The organism is Pseudarthrobacter sp. BRE9, from assembly GCF_031844305.1.
Taxonomy (GTDB): Bacteria; Actinomycetota; Actinomycetes; order Actinomycetales; family Micrococcaceae; genus Arthrobacter.
On the sequence record NZ_JAUZUY010000003.1, the window covers coordinates 337742 to 353589 of the forward strand.

Consider the following 15848-nt stretch of genomic DNA (forward strand, 5'->3'; position numbering starts at 1 on the left):
ATCAAGCTTCAAGCAATTAAGGAACACACATGACACGACCAATTACGCTGTTCACGGGCCAGTGGGCCGACCTGCCCTTTGAGGAAGTGGCGCGGCTTGCCGGCGAGTGGGGCTTTGACGGGCTGGAGATCGCCTGCTGGGGCGACCACCTGGACCCGCGCCGCGCCGCGGAGGACGACAACTACCTCCAGGGCCGGCTGGACATCCTGGAGAAGAACAACCTGCAGGTGTACGCCATCGCCAACCACCTCACCGGCCAGGCCGTCTGCGACGACCCCATCGACGAACGCCACCAGGGCATCCTGTCCGCAGAAATCTGGGGCAACGGCGAACCTGAAGGCGTACGCCGCCGCGCCGCGGAATCGATGAAAGACACCGCACGGGCCGCCGCCCGGCTTGGCGTCAAGACCGTCACCGGGTTCACCGGGTCCTCCATCTGGAAGGCCGTCGCCATGTTCCCCCCGGCCTCCCAGGCAATGATCGACGCCGGCTACCAGGACTTCGCGGACCGCTGGAACCCCATCCTCGACGTCTTCGAACAGGAGGATGTCCGGTTCGCCCTCGAGGTCCACCCCTCCGAAATCGCCTACGACTACTGGACCACCAAACGCACCCTGGAAGCCATCGGACACCGGGAAAGCTTCGGGCTGAACTTCGACCCCTCCCACTTCATCTGGCAGGACCTGGACCCCGTGATGTTCCTGCAGGACTTCGCGGACAAAATCTTCCACGTCCATGTCAAGGAATCCGTCCGCCAACTCGATGGCCGCAACGGCCGCCTGGGCTCCCACCTCCCCTGGGCAGATCCACGCCGGGGCTGGGACTTCGTCACCGCAGGACACGGGGACGTGCAGTGGAACCGGATCTTCCGGACCCTGAACGCCATCGGCTACGACGGCCCCACCAGCATCGAATGGGAGGACGCCGGCATGGACCGCCTCACCGGCGCCCCGCAGGCGCTGGCCATGGTCCAGGAACTCGCCCGGATCGCCCCGCCCGCAGCCGCCTTCGACGCCGCCTTCGCCAGCCACTGACCCCCTGCTCTTTCCGGCCAGCAGGCCGGCAGCCAACCAAAGGAAACTTCAAATGACCGAACGCAAGAACGCCCTGGTGGTCCGGGGCGGCTGGGACGGCCACCAGCCCTACGAGGCCACCGAACTCTTCATCCCCTACCTCAAAAACAACGGCTACGACGTCCGGGTAGAGGAATCCCCCAAGGTCTACGCCGACACCGCCTACATGGCCGGCGTGGACCTGATCATGCAGTGCATGACCATGACCACCATCGAAAAAGACGAGTTCGCCGGACTCCGGACAGCCGTGGAAAACGGCACCGGCCTGGCCGGCTGGCACGGCGGAATCGCCGATTCCTACCGCAACACCTCCGACTACCTGCACCTGATCGGCGGCCAGTTCGCCTGCCACCCCGGCAAACACCCGGACGAGTGCATCGGCGAGCAGTCCGACAACTACGTCCCCTACACCGTCACCATGCTGCCCGCGGCCGCCGAACACCCCATCACCCAAGGCATCAAGGACTTCGACCTCGTCACCGAGCAGTACTGGGTCCTCTCCGACGACTACATCGACGTCCTGGCCACCACCACCCAAAAAGTCCGCGAATGGGACCCCTGGAACCGTGAAGTGACCTCCCCCGCCATCTGGACCCGCCAATGGGGCAAAGGCCGCATCTTCGTCGCCACCCCCGGCCACCGCGTCGAAATCCTCCAGGACACCAACGTCCGCACCATCATCGAAAGGGGCCTGCTGTGGGCAAGCCGTTGAAAGTCGGAATCATTGGCTGCGGTGCCATCATCGCGCAGTACCTCGCCAACTTCCGCAAGCTCCAGGACCTCGAACTTGTAGCGGTCGCGGACCTTGATCCCGTACGCGCAAAAGCGGTGGCCGAGCAGTACGAGGGCGTCCGCGCGGTCTCCGTGGATGAACTCCTCACGGCGGACGACGTCGACCTGGTCCTGAACCTCACCATCCCCGCCGCACACGCGGACGTGGCGCTGAAGGCCATCGCCGCGGGCAAAAGCGTCTACGGCGAGAAGCCCCTCGCCGCCACAACCGCGGAGGCACGCCAGGTGCTGGACGCGGCACGCCAGGCAGGCGTCGTCGTCGGCTGTGCCCCTGACACCGTGCTGGGCACCGGCATCCAGACCGCCCGCAAAGCCATTGACGATGGCCTCATCGGCGCCCCCATCTCCGCATCGGCCACCATGGTGACTCCAGGCCACGAGCGCTGGCACCCGAACCCGGACTTCTACTACCAGCCCGGCGGCGGTCCCCTTTTGGACATGGGGCCTTACTACGTCACCGCCCTGGTGACGCTGCTGGGTCCCGTTGTGTCGGTGCTGGGCGCAGCAAGCCATACCCGCAACGAGCGGACCATCGGATCCGGGCCGAGGCAGGGTGAGAAGGTACCTGTCACCATCGACTCCCACGTCACGGGTGTCCTGGTCCACGCCTCCGGCGCGCTCTCCACCCTGTTCATGAGCTTCGACGCCGTGAAGTCCAAGTCACCCAACATCGAGATCCACGGCGAGCGCGGATCCCTGGTGGTGCCGGATCCCAACCACTTTGACGGCGACGTCCAGCTGTTCTCCCTGGGCGCGGAGGACTGGGAAACCCTTCCCACGTCCGCCGGGTACGTCGACTCCGGCCGGGGGTTCGGCATCGCGGACCTGGCCGCAACCCCGCAGGGCAAGGAACCCCGCGCGGGCGGCGCCCTTGCCTACCATGTCCTGGAGGTCATGGAATCTGTCCTGAAGGCCGCGCACAGCGGCATGATGGTGAGCATCCAGAGCACCGTTGAGCGGCCGGAAAGCGTGGCGCTGACCGTCCTGGCCGAACAGGCAGACGCCCTGCAGGCCAACTAGCCATCCGGAACCGCGCCGCCCGTCGCAGTGGAGCTAATGCACTCCATCGCTGCGGGCGGCGCGGTTCCTGCCCAAGGACTTCGCCCTGTACAGGGCTGCGTCCGCCGCGGCAATGAGCCCATCAACATCAGAGGACCCGCCGTCATAGGTGGAAATGCCGTAACTCGCGGTGGGCATCTCCATGCCCGCGGGCGCATCCGCCCCGGCCATGCGCCTGCTGATCTCCTCGGCAATCGTCTCGGCGCGTTCTGCACTTGCCCCCGGCACCAGGATGACGAACTCCTCCCCGCCGTACCTCCCGGTCAGGTCGGTGGAGCGCACGGTGGCAGTGCAGGCGTCAGCGAAGGCCTGCAGCGCCTGGTCGCCCGCGGCATGGCCGTAGGTATCGTTGACGGCCTTGAAGTGGTCAAGATCAGCCAGGATCAGGGCTCCGGAGCCGCCGGTAATGGTGCGGTCGGCCAGTTGCTCCGCGGCCAGGTCCAGGAAGGCCTTGCGGTTCAGGAGCCCCGTGAGGTCGTCACGGCTGGCCACCACGCGCAGCGCACGGGTCTGCTGTTCGGTGCTCAACGCCGCCATGCTGAAGGACACCACTACCAGCAGCACCATGGTCACCAGGGTGGTTACGGCGGATCCAAAGACGGTGACGAAAACCGGACCGTTGGGGCCCTCCACCAGGAATGCCACCCAGCGGAAGAAGTAGAAAACACTGAGCCCTCCGGCAGCCACCGCCATGGGGATCCGGACCCGTGAATAGCCCGGCTCAAGGCGCCAGAGCTCACGGGACGCCAACCCAACGGTCAGGCTCATGGCGGCAAGGAACACGGGCCCGCCCGACCAGGTGTTGGTGGCCGGATGGTCCAGCAGGGAGGCCACCAGGGTGACCAGCGGAATCCCGGTAAAGGCCCACTTGGGCGGCCGCACGGTCCGCAGCGAGCGCGCTCCCGCCCACACTGCCACGCCGCCGTGTACCAGCAGGGTGTTCCCCACCGGGTTGGCCCACACCTGATGGACTGTGCCGTCCAGGAGGAAGGAGCCTGACCCGGAGAGGAAGAACAGCAGGGCGCCGCACCACCAGGCGCTGTAGGGCGAGCGCGTCAACCGGTAGGCGGAAAAGTAGAAGAGAACCACCAGGACGAGGGCCATGAGGCCAAATGCAATGCGGAGGGTCACCGTGTCCAGAACCATGTGCCAGTAGTCCCCCCAGAAGCCCCGATTTTGCTCACGCAAGTATTACATCCACCCACACGGTGCAGAAGGATCCCTACCCCCGCCGGGATACTTCAAACTCGCCTAGGGTGGCAAGTAACCATCGGGACCACGAAAGGCACGCCATGCTCCTTCTCTTCGGTTTCAGGACCGTCTACAAGGCCCTCCCGGGGCGGGCGGGAACCTGCCAGCACTGCGGCGCCTTCGTCCACCACCGACTGGATGAGCAGAGCACCAAATTCACGCTGTTCTTCATCCCCGTGCTCACGGTGTCGCGGAAGTTCCGGATCACATGCACCAACTGCGGCTATGTCTCCTCCATCACCGGACGGCAGAAGCGCGCGCTGGAACTTCGGGGCTAGCCCCTGGATCCCCACGCCGACGGCCGCTAAAGTGGGACGCGGTCCAGCCCTGCCGCTCCCGGCAGAGGACGGGAACCGGACGAGGGAATGGAGGTGGTTTTGATGACAGCAGTTGCCGTGCGCCCTGGGCGCCCCGCATCCACCACATCAACCATCCCTCCCGGCTGCATGCGCGTTTCCTGACGCGGCGGGTTCACCTGCCAGTGCACCGGGGACTTTCCAAGGAAACCACAGTGCATACTTCTTCAGGCAGCGCCCAGGACACCACCAACAACAAGGACACAGACAGCACCCCGGGAACCCATCCCTTGCCGGGCAGGGGCCCGTCCGCTTACGGCTATACGCCCGCCGTCGCCCACTATTTCGATCAGCACCCCTGCCCCGGGGCAACTGCACCTGGCCGGGTGGTCCGGGTGGACCGAAGCCTGCTGCTGGTTGCCGTGGACGATGGGCTCCTGCACCTGCCGTATCCGCTGTCCGGCGGTCCGGCCGTCACCGGTGACTGGGTCTGGATTGGTCCCAACCGGGCGGGCGAGCGGCAGATCGTGTCCGTCCTCCCCCGCCGCTCCGAGCTCAGCCGCAAACGGGCCTTTGAGGACTCCTCCGCCGCACAGATCCTGGCCGCAAACATGGACACGGTGGGCGTGGTGGTGCCCGTGGACCGGCCCCTCACGCACAACCGGCTGGAACGCACCCTCGTCGCCGCATGGGATTCCGGCGCCACCCCGCTGGTGATCATCACCAAGGCGGACCTGGCAGAAATAGCGGACGACGTCGTCGGAAAAGTCATCCGGCAGGCGGCAGGCGTGGAGGTGGTCACCACATCCGCCGAAAACGGCGACGGCATCAACGAACTGATGGCGCGGATTCCACCGGGCGGAACCATCGTGCTCCTGGGCCCGTCCGGTGCCGGCAAATCCACATTGATCAACGCCCTGGCGGGCCGTGACGTCCAGCAGACCGGGGAGGTCCGGTCCAGCGACTTCAAAGGCAAGCACACCACCACCGCCCGGGAGCTGGTGCCGCTGTCCAACGGGACGGTTCTGATGGACACGCCTGGCGTGCGTGGGTTTGGGCTGTTCGACGCCGGCGAAGGGTTGGACGGGATGTTCGGCGACGTCGAGGAACTGGCCGCCGGCTGCCGGTTCGCTGACTGCACCCACGGCAGTGAGCCAGGCTGCGCGGTCCGTGAAGCCATCGACAACGGTGCCCTGCCCGAGCGCCGCTGGACCTCTTACCTCAAGATGCAGCGGGAACTGGCGGCGCTGGCGCGCCGCTCCGATATCGCTGCCGAGCGCGCGTATCACCGGGAGTGGCACCAAAAGGTGGTCTCGGCGGGAAAATCGCAGCGCTGGGCGGAGCGCGAGGCCTCCGAACGCGGCAGCCGGACCGGAGGCAAGGACCGGAAGCGGAAGCGGTAGGAGAACCCGTCTTCCGTCTCGGGGGTGGGGAGTAGGGTTCGGTCATGGACATCATCCTGGTACCCGGTTTCTGGTTGGACGCCTCGTCATGGGAGGAGGTGACACCCGGCCTGGAAGCAGCCGGACACCGCCCCCACCCCCTAACACTTCCCGGCAAGGAGTCGGTGGATGCCAGCCGTGCGGGCATCAGCCTGCAGGACCACATCGATGCGGTGGTGGAGGTCCTGGATGGGATGCCGGGCAAGGCGGTCCTGGTGGGCCATTCCGGCGGCGGGGCAATTATTCACGGTGTAGTGGACGCGCGGCCGGACAGGGTGGAACGCGCCGTCTATGTGGACAGCGGGCCGCTGGGGGAAGGCGGCGTCATCAACGACGAGTTGCCTGCCGAGGGGGACGATGTGCCGCTGCCGGCCTGGGAACATTTTGACGACGCCGACCTGGCGGACCTTAACGACAGGCTCCGCCGGACATTCCGGGCCCGCGCGGTTCCTGAGCCCCGCGGTGTGGCCTACGGCAGGCAGCACTTGCATGACGAACACCGCTACGACGTACCGGCCACCGTGATCGCGTGCGAATTTCCGTCCGCCACGCTTCGGGAGTGGATCGCCGCCGGACATCCCTTCGTGGCAGAACTGGCAAAGGTGCGGGACGTGGAATATGTTGACCTGCCCACGGGGCACTGGCCGCAGTTCACCAAGCCGGACCAACTGGCCCGCGCCATCCTGGCAGCAGTGGACCGCACGGGCAAGGACTAAAACGAAATACTCTTGCGCCCGGGCACTACGGTACCCATAATAAATGAATGGCATTCATTTATTCCTCCGTCCGGGGCAGCGAGGCCCCTGCCGACGTTCCCACAGGCACCGCCGTCCACATGCCCGCAGAGTGGGAGGCGCACCAGCGGACCTGGATGGCGTTTCCTCCGCCCAACGACACTTTCGGTTCCGTGGGAAGCCCCACGCTGGACCGCGCACGGGCTGCCTGGACCAGGGTGGCCCAAACCATTGCCCGGTACGAGCCCGTCACAGTGGTGGCCGACCCCAGGGACGCGACCGCTGCAAGGGAATGGCTCGGTGGTGGCATCGACGTCATGGAGGTCCCGCTCGACGACGCCTGGCTGCGGGACAGTGGCCCCACCTTCGTGCACCAGCCGGACGGCTCACTGGCCGCCGTCGACTGGACCTTCAACGGCTGGGGCGCGCAGGAGTGGGCGGCCTGGGCCAAGGACCAGGACGTGGCCCGGAACGTGGCACAAGGCACCGGGATCCCCGTCCGGCCAAGCACACTGGTGAACGAGGGCGGCGGGTTCCATGTGGACGGTCAAGGCACCGTCCTGTTGACCGAGACAGTCCAGCTGGATCCGGCCCGCAATCCCGGCGCCACCAAGGAATCAGTTGAAGCAGAAGTGCACGCCGCCCTGGGCACCACCAAAGCCATCTGGCTTCCGCGCGGCCTGACCCGGGACTACGACGAGTTCGGCACCCGCGGCCACGTGGACATCGTGGCAACCTTCGCCGGCGCCGGCACCATCCTGCTGCACCGCCAGGACGATCCCGCCCACCCCGACCACGCCGTCTACCTGCAGCTCAAAACAGTCCTCGCCGGCCAACTGGACGCCCAGGGCCGCCCGCTGCGGATCATCGACGTTCCAGCACCCACAGTGCTGCAGGATGCCGACGGCTGGGTGGACTGGTCCTACATCAACCACTACGTCGGCAACGATGTGGTGGCGCTTTGCAGCTTCAACGACCCCAACGACGCCATCGCGGCAGGAATCCTGGAACGTGCCTATCCGGGCAGGACCGTAGAACTGGTGGATGCCAGGGACATCTTCGCCTTTGGCGGCGGCATCCACTGCATCACCCAGCAGCAGCCGGCCGCCAAGGTCGGAGGCGCACTGTGAAGCTCGCCGAAACGCAGGCTCCGCTGCCACCCGCGGAAACGTTCGACGTGGTGGAGGCCGGGATTGCGCAGCTGCGTGCCGCCCTCGAAGCCGGCCACGTGACCAGCGAAGAGCTGGTCCGTCTCTACCTTGCGCGCATCGAGAAGTATGACTCTTCGGGCATACGCCTCAACGCGCTCGTCGTGATGAACCCGGAAGCCATCGCGGAGGCGCAGGCCTCGGACCGGCGCCGGGCTGCCGGCTTCACGCTCGGCCCGCTCGACGGCATTCCGTACACGGCCAAGGACAGCTACCAGGTACAGGGGCTTACGGTGGCTGCCGGTTCCCCGGCCTTCAAGGACCTGGTGGCGCAGCGGGACGCCTTCACCATCGAACGGCTGCGGGCCGGCGGGGCGGTCCTGATCGGGCTCACCAACATGCCGCCCATGGCCAACGGAGGTATGCAGCGCGGGGTATATGGCAGGGCGGAAAGTCCCTACAACGCCGGGTACCTCACCGCCGCCTTCGCTTCCGGGTCCTCCAATGGCTCCGGTACCGCCACCGCCGCCAGCTTCGCTGCATTCGGCCTCGCCGAGGAAACCTGGTCTTCAGGGCGGGCGCCGGCGTCGAACAATGCCCTGTGCGCCTACACCCCATCACGCGGCGTCATCTCTGTGCGGGGCAACTGGCCGCTGGTTCCCACCATGGACGTGGTGGTTCCGCACACCCGCACCATGGCCGACCTGCTTGAAGTCCTGGACGTGGTGGTGGCGGACGACGCCGAGGTGCGCGGGGATTTCTGGCGCGTCCAGCCCTGGATCCCGGTGCCCAAGGCATCCGCTGTCCGCCCGTCTTCGTATGCCGGCCTCGCCGTCCGGGACGCTTCGGCGGCCGCCGGCGTGCTTGCGGGAAAACGGTTCGGCATTCCCCGGATGTACATCAACGCCGATCCGGAGGCCGGGACGGCGGCGGCACCTGGCATCGGCGGGCCCACCGGGCAACGGATCGAAACGCGCGCTTCCATCCTGGAGCTGTGGAAGGCGGCGCGCCGCGACCTGGAAGCCGCCGGCGCGGAAGTGCTCGAGGTGGACTTCCCGGTGGTGTCCAACTATGAGGGCGACCGGCCCGGTGCGCCTACCATCGCCACGCGCGGACTGGTGCCGCCGGAGTACCTGCGCCGGGAAATCGTTGACCTGTCGGCCTGGGCGTGGAATGACTTCCTCGATGCCAACGGCGACCCGGGACTGAACCGCCTTGCCGACGTCGACGGCTCCGCCATCTTCCCCGCCCCCAAGGGTGCACTGCCGGACCGCTACGACGGATTCGACGACGACATCGCGGACTACCCGGCCTGGATCCGTGAAAACGGGGTTCCCGTCCTGTCCGATATTCCGCACCTGCCCGAAGGCCTGGCGGGGCTCGAGGAAACCCGCCGGGTGGACCTGGAGGAGTGGATGGACCGGCTGGGGCTGGATGCCGTGGTGTTCCCGGCAGCCGCTGATGTGGCACCCGCAGACGCGGATACCAATGAGCGCTCGGCGGACATCGCCTGGCGCAACGGTGTCTGGGTGGCCAACGGGAACCTGGTCCCCCGCCACCTCGGCATCCCCACCGTTACGGTTCCCATGGGCATCGCTTCCGATATCGGGATGCCTGTTGGCCTCACCATCGCCGGCAGGGCCTACAGTGACACGCACCTGCTCCAGTTGGCGGCGGCCTTTGAAGCCACCGGCCGCCGGCGGGTTCCGCCGCCGCGCACCACGCCCACAGAAGATACGAAAAGCGACTGACGGTGCCGGCCGCAGCGGATATTCTGGACGCAGTGACTCTCTTTCATTGCCTTTGACGTCCAGCCGTCCGCACTTCCCGTCGTTCCGATCAGGAACGGTGATTCCGCGTGCCCCGGAGGGGAACCCAGCCATGGGTTCCCCTCCCTCCCGCACCCATACCGGAACCATCCTCGGGAGCCATCATGAAACCCACCACCCCTCCTTCCGCTGCCACCTTCCCCGGCCCGGACGCCCTGCGGCCTGACTGTTCGCAGTGCTTTGCCCTGTGCTGCACGGCCTTCGGGTTCACCCGCTCGGCCGACTTCGCCATCGACAAGCCACCGGCCACCGCATGTCCCAACCTGGCCGGAGACTTCTCCTGCACCATCCATGACCGGCTCCGGCCCCGCGGCTTTGCGGGCTGCACCGTTTTTGACTGCTTCGGCGCAGGCCAGGCAGTCAGCCAGCGGCTGTTCGGGGGCATCAGCTGGCGGCAGGACCCGGCATCGGCGCCGGATATGTTCGCCGCCTTCAAAGTCCTGCGCCAACTGCACGAAATGCTGTGGCTCCTTGCCCAGGCCGAGGCAAGGGCCTACGGCCCGGATACCGCCGAGGATGTTCGCCACCTGCAGGCCAAGGTCCGGGAAGTTGCCGAGAGTCCCCTTCAGGAGGTCCTCGCGGCCGGCGTCGGATCCCTGCACCTTCAGGTGGGCGATGCTCTCCGCAGTGTCAGCGAAGAGGTCCGCGCGGGCTACTTCGGCAACGACCAGCGCCTTGCCGGCCTGGCACCCGGTGCCGACCTGGCCGGAGCGAACCTGCGCGGCCTGCCGCTGTGCGGTGCCGACCTTCGCGGCGCATGCCTGATCGCGGCTGACCTCCGGGGCGCGGACCTGACGGCGGCGGACCTCCTGGGCGCCGACCTGCGGGATGCAAGGTTCGACGACGCCGACCTCACCGGTGCGCTCTTCCTCACCCAGGCACAAATTACCGCCGCCCGGGGCAGCGCGTCCACGCGGCTCCCCGCCGGTCTTGACCGGCCCGGGCACTGGCTGGCTGCCGGCCCTGCAACACCCGACCGCCCCCTGGAAGCGCCTTGACAGAGAAGATTGTTAGCGCTGACAGTTGAAGGAAACCGACCCCAAGCGAAAGCCACCCGATGAAGAACTGGGCAGGAAACCTCGAATACTCCTCCGCGGATGTCCGGCGGCCGGAATCCGTAGCGGAGCTGGCAGACGTCGTGGCGGCCTCGCCACGGGTCAAGGCACTGGGCTCCCGGCACTCCTTTAACCGGGTGGGTGACACCGACGGTGTGCACGTCCTCCTCGACGCCCTGCCGCAGCAGGTGGAACTGGATGCCGGCCGCGGAACCGTGCGCGTCAGTGGCGGGGTGAGCTACGGGGCACTGTGCCGGACGTTGGAGGAGTCCGGGGTTGCCATCCACAACCTGGCCTCGCTGCCGCACATCTCGGTGGCCGGGGCGGTGCAGACCGGCACGCATGGCTCCGGGGTGGACAACCCTTCACTCGCCGGCGCCGTGGAATCCATTGACCTGGTCCGGGCCTCGGGAGAGCAGGTCACGCTGACCCGGGCGGACGGGGACGAGTTCCTGGCCAGCGTGGTGGGCATCGGGGCCCTGGGCATCGTCACCGGACTGGAACTTGCGGTGCGTCCCAGCTACAGGATGCGCCAGCGCGTCCTGGAGGATCTCCCCTGGGACAACGCCTTGGCGGATTTCAGCACCATCGTCTCCAGCGCCTACAGCGTGAGCCTGTTTACGGACTACGCCGGCGACAGGATCAACCAGGTCTGGCTCAAGGCACTGGATGGGGAGCAGCCACTCAGCAACCTGTTCGGCGCCACCGCCGCCCTCAAGCCCCGGCACCCGCTGCCGGACATGTCCGCGGAGAACTGCACGGCACAACTGGACGAACCCGGGCTGTGGCTGGACCGGCTGCCGCACTTCCGGCACGAATTCACGCCCAGCAACGGGGACGAACTGCAAAGTGAGTTCATCCTTCCCCTGGAGCACGCCCCCGCCGCCCTCCAGGCAGTGCGGGGCCTGGCGGGACAACTGGCACCCCTGCTCTTCGTTTCGGAGATCCGCACCGGCGCCGCCGACGAGTTCTGGCTCAGCCCCTTCTACCGTCAGCAGAGTGTCGCCCTGCACTTCACCTGGAAACCGCTGCAGCCGGAAGTCGAAGCCGTCCTCCCGGTCCTCGAAGAGGCCCTGCGGCCGTTCGCGGCCCGCCCGCACTGGGGCAAGCTGTTCACGCCGGAGGGTCATGACTGGGAGAAGCTGTACCCGCGTTTCGCCGACTTCCGTTCCTTTGCCGCCGGTCACGATCCGGAAGGGAAGTTCCGGAACGGGCTCCTGGACAGCATCCTGGGGGTCCCGGCCCGCCGGTAGGCACCGCCGGTACGCTGGCGGCATGACCTTTCGCGCCGCCGTCGTTACCGCCGCTTCCCTGCCCACCGCCCTCTTGCTGCTGAGCGGATGTGGAGCCGTGGAAGAGGCCGCCGGCAACGCGGCCAGCGATGCCGCCTCCAAGGTTGCCTCCGCCGCCGCCCAGGAAGTCAACCGGCAAATCTGCGCAGTAGTCCAGGACGGCCTGGTCAGCGTGGAAGACCGCCAGGCGCTGGCAGGGCTCGTTTCAGCGGCACGGACGGCAGGGGTTCCGGCGGAAATTACGACGCCGTTGGGCCAGATTGCGGAGGCCGGAGACCAGGTGCCAACAGACTCCGTCCGGGCCTTGAAGGACGCCTGCCAACACTGACGGGAAAGCCTTTCGCAACCCCTTCAGCCGCCCCCGTCTTGGTGCTACGGTGAAGTGACGAACTAGTAAGCCTGTGATACTAATTCACGCGCGAAGGAGATCGTCATGGCAGAACGCGGCAACACCACCCACGGCCAAAATCTGGACGACCAGATGAAGCATGAAACCCAGGGGGTGGTGCAAGGAAACCAACCTCCCCATGCGGAGGAATGGCGCGAAACAGAGCCCTTCCCCGAGGAAACAGACCCGGTCGAGGTGCAGGAAGCCTTGAACCCTGTGGCAGCACCGGAACCTCTCGACGATGAGGAGGGGGAACAGTGACGACCAGCCTGCAAAAATACGCAGACCTGTACCGCCTCCCCGGCCCCTGGTGCACAGCCTACGTGGATGCCGGAACCGGGACGGTGGACAGCCTGGAAGCCGGCGACGTCCGGCCCGGAAACACACGCGCCCAGCTCGAAGCGCAGGGCGTAACCCCGGCTGACATCGACGCCATGGAGCAGGCCCTCAAACCGGCAACGGGGGTGCCCTCCCCCGTGTCCAGGTTTGTCCTGGTCCAAGGCGGAAAAGCTGAACTCAACGAGGTTCTCCCGGGTGAACTCGTCCTGCCGGAACGGCTGGCTGTTGAACCCGTCCCGGATCTGCTCCCGCTGCTGAAACACCAGCCGGAGGAGTTTCCCTACATCGTCGCTGAGGTGAGCCGCGAGCACGGCGAAATCCGGTTGTACCGCGCCGGCGCCGGTGCCCCCACCAGCGTTCAGGAGGTGGAGGGTGAGTCCGAGCACATAAAGAAGTTCCAGGGCGGAGGCTGGTCGCACCTGCGGTTCCAGCACCACACCGAGGACGTCTGGCGCCGGAATGCAGATGAAGTGGCAGGCGAAATCGACAAGCTGGTGGCCAACAACGGCGCCCGGTTGATTGTCCTCGCAGGCGACATCCATGCCCGCGGACTGGTCCAGGAGCAGCTCTCCAAAGCCGCCCAGGCGCTGGTGTCAATCGTCGATTCCCATACGCACACCGCCGGGGCGGACAGCAGCAACCTGGAGGACCAGGTCAACCAGCGGGTGGCCGAGGTGTGGGCTGAGGAGCAGCAGGCGGTCATGGACAGGCTGGCGGTCCAGGAGGGACAGGCAAATCCGGAAGCGGCCCATGGTGTTGGAGCTGTGGTCCATGCACTCCAGCAGGCACAGGTGGACGTCCTGATCCTTGATGACGCGGCCTTGTCCCAGCGGACCATGCTTGCACTGGATGCCGAGCCGTGGATCGCGACAGCCAAGGAGGAAGCCCTGGCGGCAGGAATCCTCGGCGAAGTTCCGGCTCCTGCCGCCCTGCTGCGGGCGGCGGCCCTGACGGACGCCCGTGTCCTCCTGGTTCCCGGGCCGGTCCTGCCGGAGGGCGTCGATGTGGCGGCACTGCTGCGCTGGTCCTCGGGACCGGATGTCCCGTCGTCGTCATAAGCCGTACAGCCCCGTTCGTACAGGAACCCAACGAGTGGAAGGTGACCATGAGCACTGCAGATGAAAACCAGGATAACGTCCTCGACACCGTGATAGTCCCGGAGGAGGATGCGCTGCCGAACCCGACCCGCACCGGCCACGGCAAGATGCCGGAGGATGTTGACGACGACGATTACCAGCGGGCCGTCGAACAGGAGCGTGTTGCGGCGGGGCTCGCCGATTATGCTCCGAGCGACGTTCCCCCGGCGACGGACCCGCTGCCCCCGGAAGCAACCGATGCAGCCGACCTGGCCCAGCGGGGGCTGCTGGAGGACGAACAGGAAGACAAGGGTTAACAGAACAGTGGCCGGTCCGAAAGGTCCGGCCACTGTTCTTCCCAGTCCTGGCGGTTTTGGCGAAGCTGTCAGTTCTGGCGGGGCTGGTCCCATCCCCGCAGGCCGCCTGCCCGCCCGGCCGGCGGCCTGTGCCCATGCCCCGCCCTGTGTTCGGGCGGGGCAAACGGAACAACGCCGGAATCACGGCCGGGCGGGACTGCGCGGACAAACTTTGTGAGCTCCTCGCGGAGCGCCTTCCAGGCGATATCCGGATCGTCAGGATAGGCGTTGACCTCGGCCTGCCGTGCAGCTTCGAGGGCGGCAACGCCAGCATCGGTCAGCTCCACTTTCAGCTGCCTTCTGTCCGAAGCGTGGCGCATCCTGGTAATGAGTCCCGCAGCTTCAAGCCGCGTCAGGACGCGGCCCAGCGTCTGGCTTTGGACCCTGATGGCGTCGGCGAGCTGTTCCTGGTTCAGTGGGCCCCCCGTCAGGCCTTCCAGTGCAATAACAGCGGCACGGGTGAGGCCAAGGGGGGCCAGTGCATCGTCCTGGCGCCGCTGGATCAGCCGTGCCGCCAAAGTGATGAGGCGGTAGCTGCTCCGGGCGTCCGGATCGAGATTGCTGGTCATCGGCCGCGGCCTTCCTGTAGGTGGCGAAGTGCTGGTCACCCTGCGTCGCTACACCCCTACAATAAGCATGCTTAGCAACCTATTCGCAAGTAGGCTTACTATCCGCCTTCATGGCCGCCCATGCATCAGGCGGCCGCGGCTTCAAACTGGAGAGCATCAGCTCTTGCAATCGAAATGGAAAGTGTGCTTAGTATCTAATTAGTAACCCTGCTTACTAAGTTGCCAGCGTTGCTGGTTCTTGATCGCCAGCCAACCCTTTCTGAAAGAGAGTGATGATGACAGAGAACCAATGGCCCCAAACCCCGCGCACCACAGCCGACCCGGCTGTCGTCGATCCGTACGGCGCAACCGAGGTGGTCCCCGGCCAGGCCTCCTACGCCGGGGATTCAGCCGATACCTCCAAGACCCAGGCGGCCAAGGAGGAAGCTTCCAACGTTGCCGGTGAAGCTGCGTCTGCCGCGCAGAATGTGGCCCAGACGGCCAAGAGCGAGGCCGCGAACGTGGCCCAGGAGGCCAAGGCGAATGCCCAGGACCTGCTGCACCAGGCGAAGTCGGGCCTGACCAGCCAGGCCGGAACGCAGCAGCAGAAGGCCGCCGAAGGCATCCGGACCATTTCCAGCCAGCTGCACAGCATGGCCAGCGCGCCGGACCAGCAGGGTGTGGCCAGCGACCTGATCCGGCAGGCAGCCGAGCGGACGTCCTCAGTGGCGTCCTGGCTGGAGAACCGGGAGCCGGGTGACCTCCTGACCGAGGTTCAGCGGTTCGCCCGCAACCGCCCCGGAACGTTCCTGCTCCTCGCCGCCGGCGCCGGCGTCCTGGCCGGCCGCCTCACCCGCGGCCTCACCGCAGGCGCCCCCGAATCGCAGGGCCAGATCGCGGCCTCGGGCCAGCAGGGTTCCGGCCAGCACCGCGCCGTGCAGTCACCGCCGGTAGCGCCGCTGCACCAGGAGACCGTCTACGCCGCCGGAACCGATGACCTCTTTGCTGAGCCAACCGTAGGTGGTGCCCCGGTGTCCACCACCACCCTGCCATCAGGTACCTCTGAAGAGTCCCCGCTTCGATTCGAAGACGACCCCTACCGGGCGGAAAACGGCGTGTACACCGGCGACGAGTCGATCGGCAATGAAGGCACCTCCGGCACTGGCCGTC

General features: G+C 66.7%; 17 protein-coding genes. 15 read left to right on the forward strand and 2 right to left on the reverse strand.

All coding sequences use genetic code 11. The features are described from left to right. Nucleotides 1–29 precede the first annotated feature (29 nt). From Q9R31_RS09660 to Q9R31_RS09670, 3 genes are read left to right on the forward strand one after another with little or no spacing between them, the layout of a single operon-like run. On the forward strand, nt 30–1034 hold the full coding sequence (locus Q9R31_RS09660; protein ID WP_311262503.1) for a sugar phosphate isomerase/epimerase family protein: 1005 nt from the start codon (nt 30–32) through the stop codon (nt 1032–1034). Between the two features lie 52 nt (nt 1035–1086). Next, nucleotides 1087–1785, forward strand: coding sequence for a ThuA domain-containing protein (locus Q9R31_RS09665; protein ID WP_311262504.1), 699 nt, complete (start codon nt 1087–1089; stop codon nt 1783–1785). Beyond that, entirely contained in the window at nt 1770–2885 is a 1116-nt protein-coding gene (locus Q9R31_RS09670) for a Gfo/Idh/MocA family oxidoreductase (RefSeq protein ID WP_311262505.1), read from the forward strand. The genes Q9R31_RS09665 and Q9R31_RS09670 overlap by 16 nt, the downstream gene beginning before the upstream one ends. 33 nt (nt 2886–2918) lie before the next feature. On the opposite strand, the gene Q9R31_RS09675 is transcribed toward Q9R31_RS09670, so the two are convergent. Then, the gene (locus tag Q9R31_RS09675) at nt 2919–4070 is read right to left on the reverse strand and encodes a GGDEF domain-containing protein (RefSeq protein ID WP_311262527.1); all 1152 of its coding nucleotides are present in this window, start codon (nt 4068–4070) and stop codon (nt 2919–2921) included. 110 nt (nt 4071–4180) lie between these two features. Between Q9R31_RS09675 and Q9R31_RS09680 the strand changes: the two genes are divergently transcribed. The 11 genes from Q9R31_RS09680 to Q9R31_RS09730 all read left to right on the forward strand — a co-directional run bounded on the left by Q9R31_RS09680 (nt 4181) and on the right by Q9R31_RS09730 (nt 14091). Further along, nucleotides 4181–4453 carry a zinc-ribbon domain-containing protein gene (locus tag Q9R31_RS09680; protein WP_311262506.1) on the forward strand — a complete coding sequence of 91 codons (273 nt, stop codon included), beginning with the start codon at nt 4181–4183 and terminating at the stop codon, nt 4451–4453. Between the two features lie 233 nt (nt 4454–4686). Then, entirely contained in the window at nt 4687–5874 is a 1188-nt protein-coding gene (gene rsgA, locus Q9R31_RS09685) for a ribosome small subunit-dependent GTPase A (protein WP_397428227.1), read from the forward strand. A gap of 44 nt (nt 5875–5918) precedes the next feature. Further along, entirely contained in the window at nt 5919–6629 is a 711-nt protein-coding gene (locus Q9R31_RS09690) for an alpha/beta hydrolase (protein WP_311262507.1), read from the forward strand. Between the two features lie 47 nt (nt 6630–6676). Continuing rightward, a complete protein-coding gene (locus Q9R31_RS09695; protein ID WP_311262508.1) occupies nt 6677–7777 on the forward strand; it encodes an agmatine deiminase family protein in 1101 nt (366 codons plus the stop codon). Further along, nucleotides 7774–9546 (forward strand): amidase, encoded by a 1773-nt coding sequence (locus tag Q9R31_RS09700; protein ID WP_311262509.1) that lies wholly within the window; start codon nt 7774–7776, stop codon nt 9544–9546. Before Q9R31_RS09695 ends, Q9R31_RS09700 begins: the two co-directional genes overlap by 4 nt. A gap of 182 nt (nt 9547–9728) precedes the next feature. Then, entirely contained in the window at nt 9729–10622 is an 894-nt protein-coding gene (locus Q9R31_RS09705) for a pentapeptide repeat-containing protein (protein WP_311262510.1), read from the forward strand. Between the two features lie 59 nt (nt 10623–10681). Beyond that, entirely contained in the window at nt 10682–11932 is a 1251-nt protein-coding gene (locus Q9R31_RS09710; RefSeq protein WP_311262511.1) for a D-arabinono-1,4-lactone oxidase, read from the forward strand. A 22-nt stretch (nt 11933–11954) separates the two neighbouring features. After that, on the forward strand, nt 11955–12299 hold the full coding sequence (locus Q9R31_RS09715; RefSeq protein WP_311262512.1) for a hypothetical protein: 345 nt from the start codon (nt 11955–11957) through the stop codon (nt 12297–12299). Nucleotides 12300–12404: 105 nt separating this feature from the next. Beyond that, nucleotides 12405–12620: a hypothetical protein gene (locus Q9R31_RS09720; protein WP_311262513.1), complete on the forward strand. Its 216-nt coding sequence runs from the start codon at nt 12405–12407 to the stop codon at nt 12618–12620. Then, entirely contained in the window at nt 12617–13756 is a 1140-nt protein-coding gene (locus Q9R31_RS09725; protein ID WP_311262514.1) for a Vms1/Ankzf1 family peptidyl-tRNA hydrolase, read from the forward strand. The genes Q9R31_RS09720 and Q9R31_RS09725 overlap by 4 nt, the downstream gene beginning before the upstream one ends. A gap of 47 nt (nt 13757–13803) precedes the next feature. Further along, nucleotides 13804–14091, forward strand: coding sequence for a hypothetical protein (locus tag Q9R31_RS09730; RefSeq protein ID WP_311262515.1), 288 nt, complete (start codon nt 13804–13806; stop codon nt 14089–14091). 68 nt (nt 14092–14159) lie between these two features. On the opposite strand, the gene Q9R31_RS09735 is transcribed toward Q9R31_RS09730, so the two are convergent. Next, complete coding sequence (locus Q9R31_RS09735; protein WP_311262516.1) at nt 14160–14699, reverse strand: MarR family transcriptional regulator; 540 nt, start codon at nt 14697–14699, stop codon at nt 14160–14162. Between the two features lie 275 nt (nt 14700–14974). Here Q9R31_RS09735 and Q9R31_RS09740 point away from each other — a divergent pair. Then, nucleotides 14975–15848 (forward strand): hypothetical protein (locus Q9R31_RS09740; RefSeq protein ID WP_311262517.1); only part of this gene is annotated, 874 nt, incomplete at its 3' end.

Bases quoted from the DNA above. Each gene is read 5' to 3' on its own strand.
- Q9R31_RS09710 (WP_311262511.1), top strand. From the start codon at position 10,682: ATGAAGAACTGGGCAGGAAACCTCGAATACTCCTCCGCGGATGTCCGG.
- Q9R31_RS09720 (WP_311262513.1), top strand. From the start codon at position 12,405: ATGGCAGAACGCGGCAACACCACCCACGGCCAAAATCTGGACGACCAG.
- Q9R31_RS09705 (WP_311262510.1), top strand. From the start codon at position 9,729: ATGAAACCCACCACCCCTCCTTCCGCTGCCACCTTCCCCGGCCCGGAC.
- Q9R31_RS09675 (WP_311262527.1), bottom strand. From the start codon at position 4,070: ATGGTTCTGGACACGGTGACCCTCCGCATTGCATTTGGCCTCATGGCC.
- Q9R31_RS09665 (WP_311262504.1), top strand. From the start codon at position 1,087: ATGACCGAACGCAAGAACGCCCTGGTGGTCCGGGGCGGCTGGGACGGC.
- Q9R31_RS09690 (WP_311262507.1), top strand. From the start codon at position 5,919: ATGGACATCATCCTGGTACCCGGTTTCTGGTTGGACGCCTCGTCATGG.
- Q9R31_RS09730 (WP_311262515.1), top strand. From the start codon at position 13,804: ATGAGCACTGCAGATGAAAACCAGGATAACGTCCTCGACACCGTGATA.
- Q9R31_RS09715 (WP_311262512.1), top strand. From the start codon at position 11,955: ATGACCTTTCGCGCCGCCGTCGTTACCGCCGCTTCCCTGCCCACCGCC.
- Q9R31_RS09735 (WP_311262516.1), bottom strand. From the start codon at position 14,699: ATGACCAGCAATCTCGATCCGGACGCCCGGAGCAGCTACCGCCTCATC.
- Q9R31_RS09695 (WP_311262508.1), top strand. From the start codon at position 6,677: ATGGCATTCATTTATTCCTCCGTCCGGGGCAGCGAGGCCCCTGCCGAC.
- Q9R31_RS09660 (WP_311262503.1), top strand. From the start codon at position 30: ATGACACGACCAATTACGCTGTTCACGGGCCAGTGGGCCGACCTGCCC.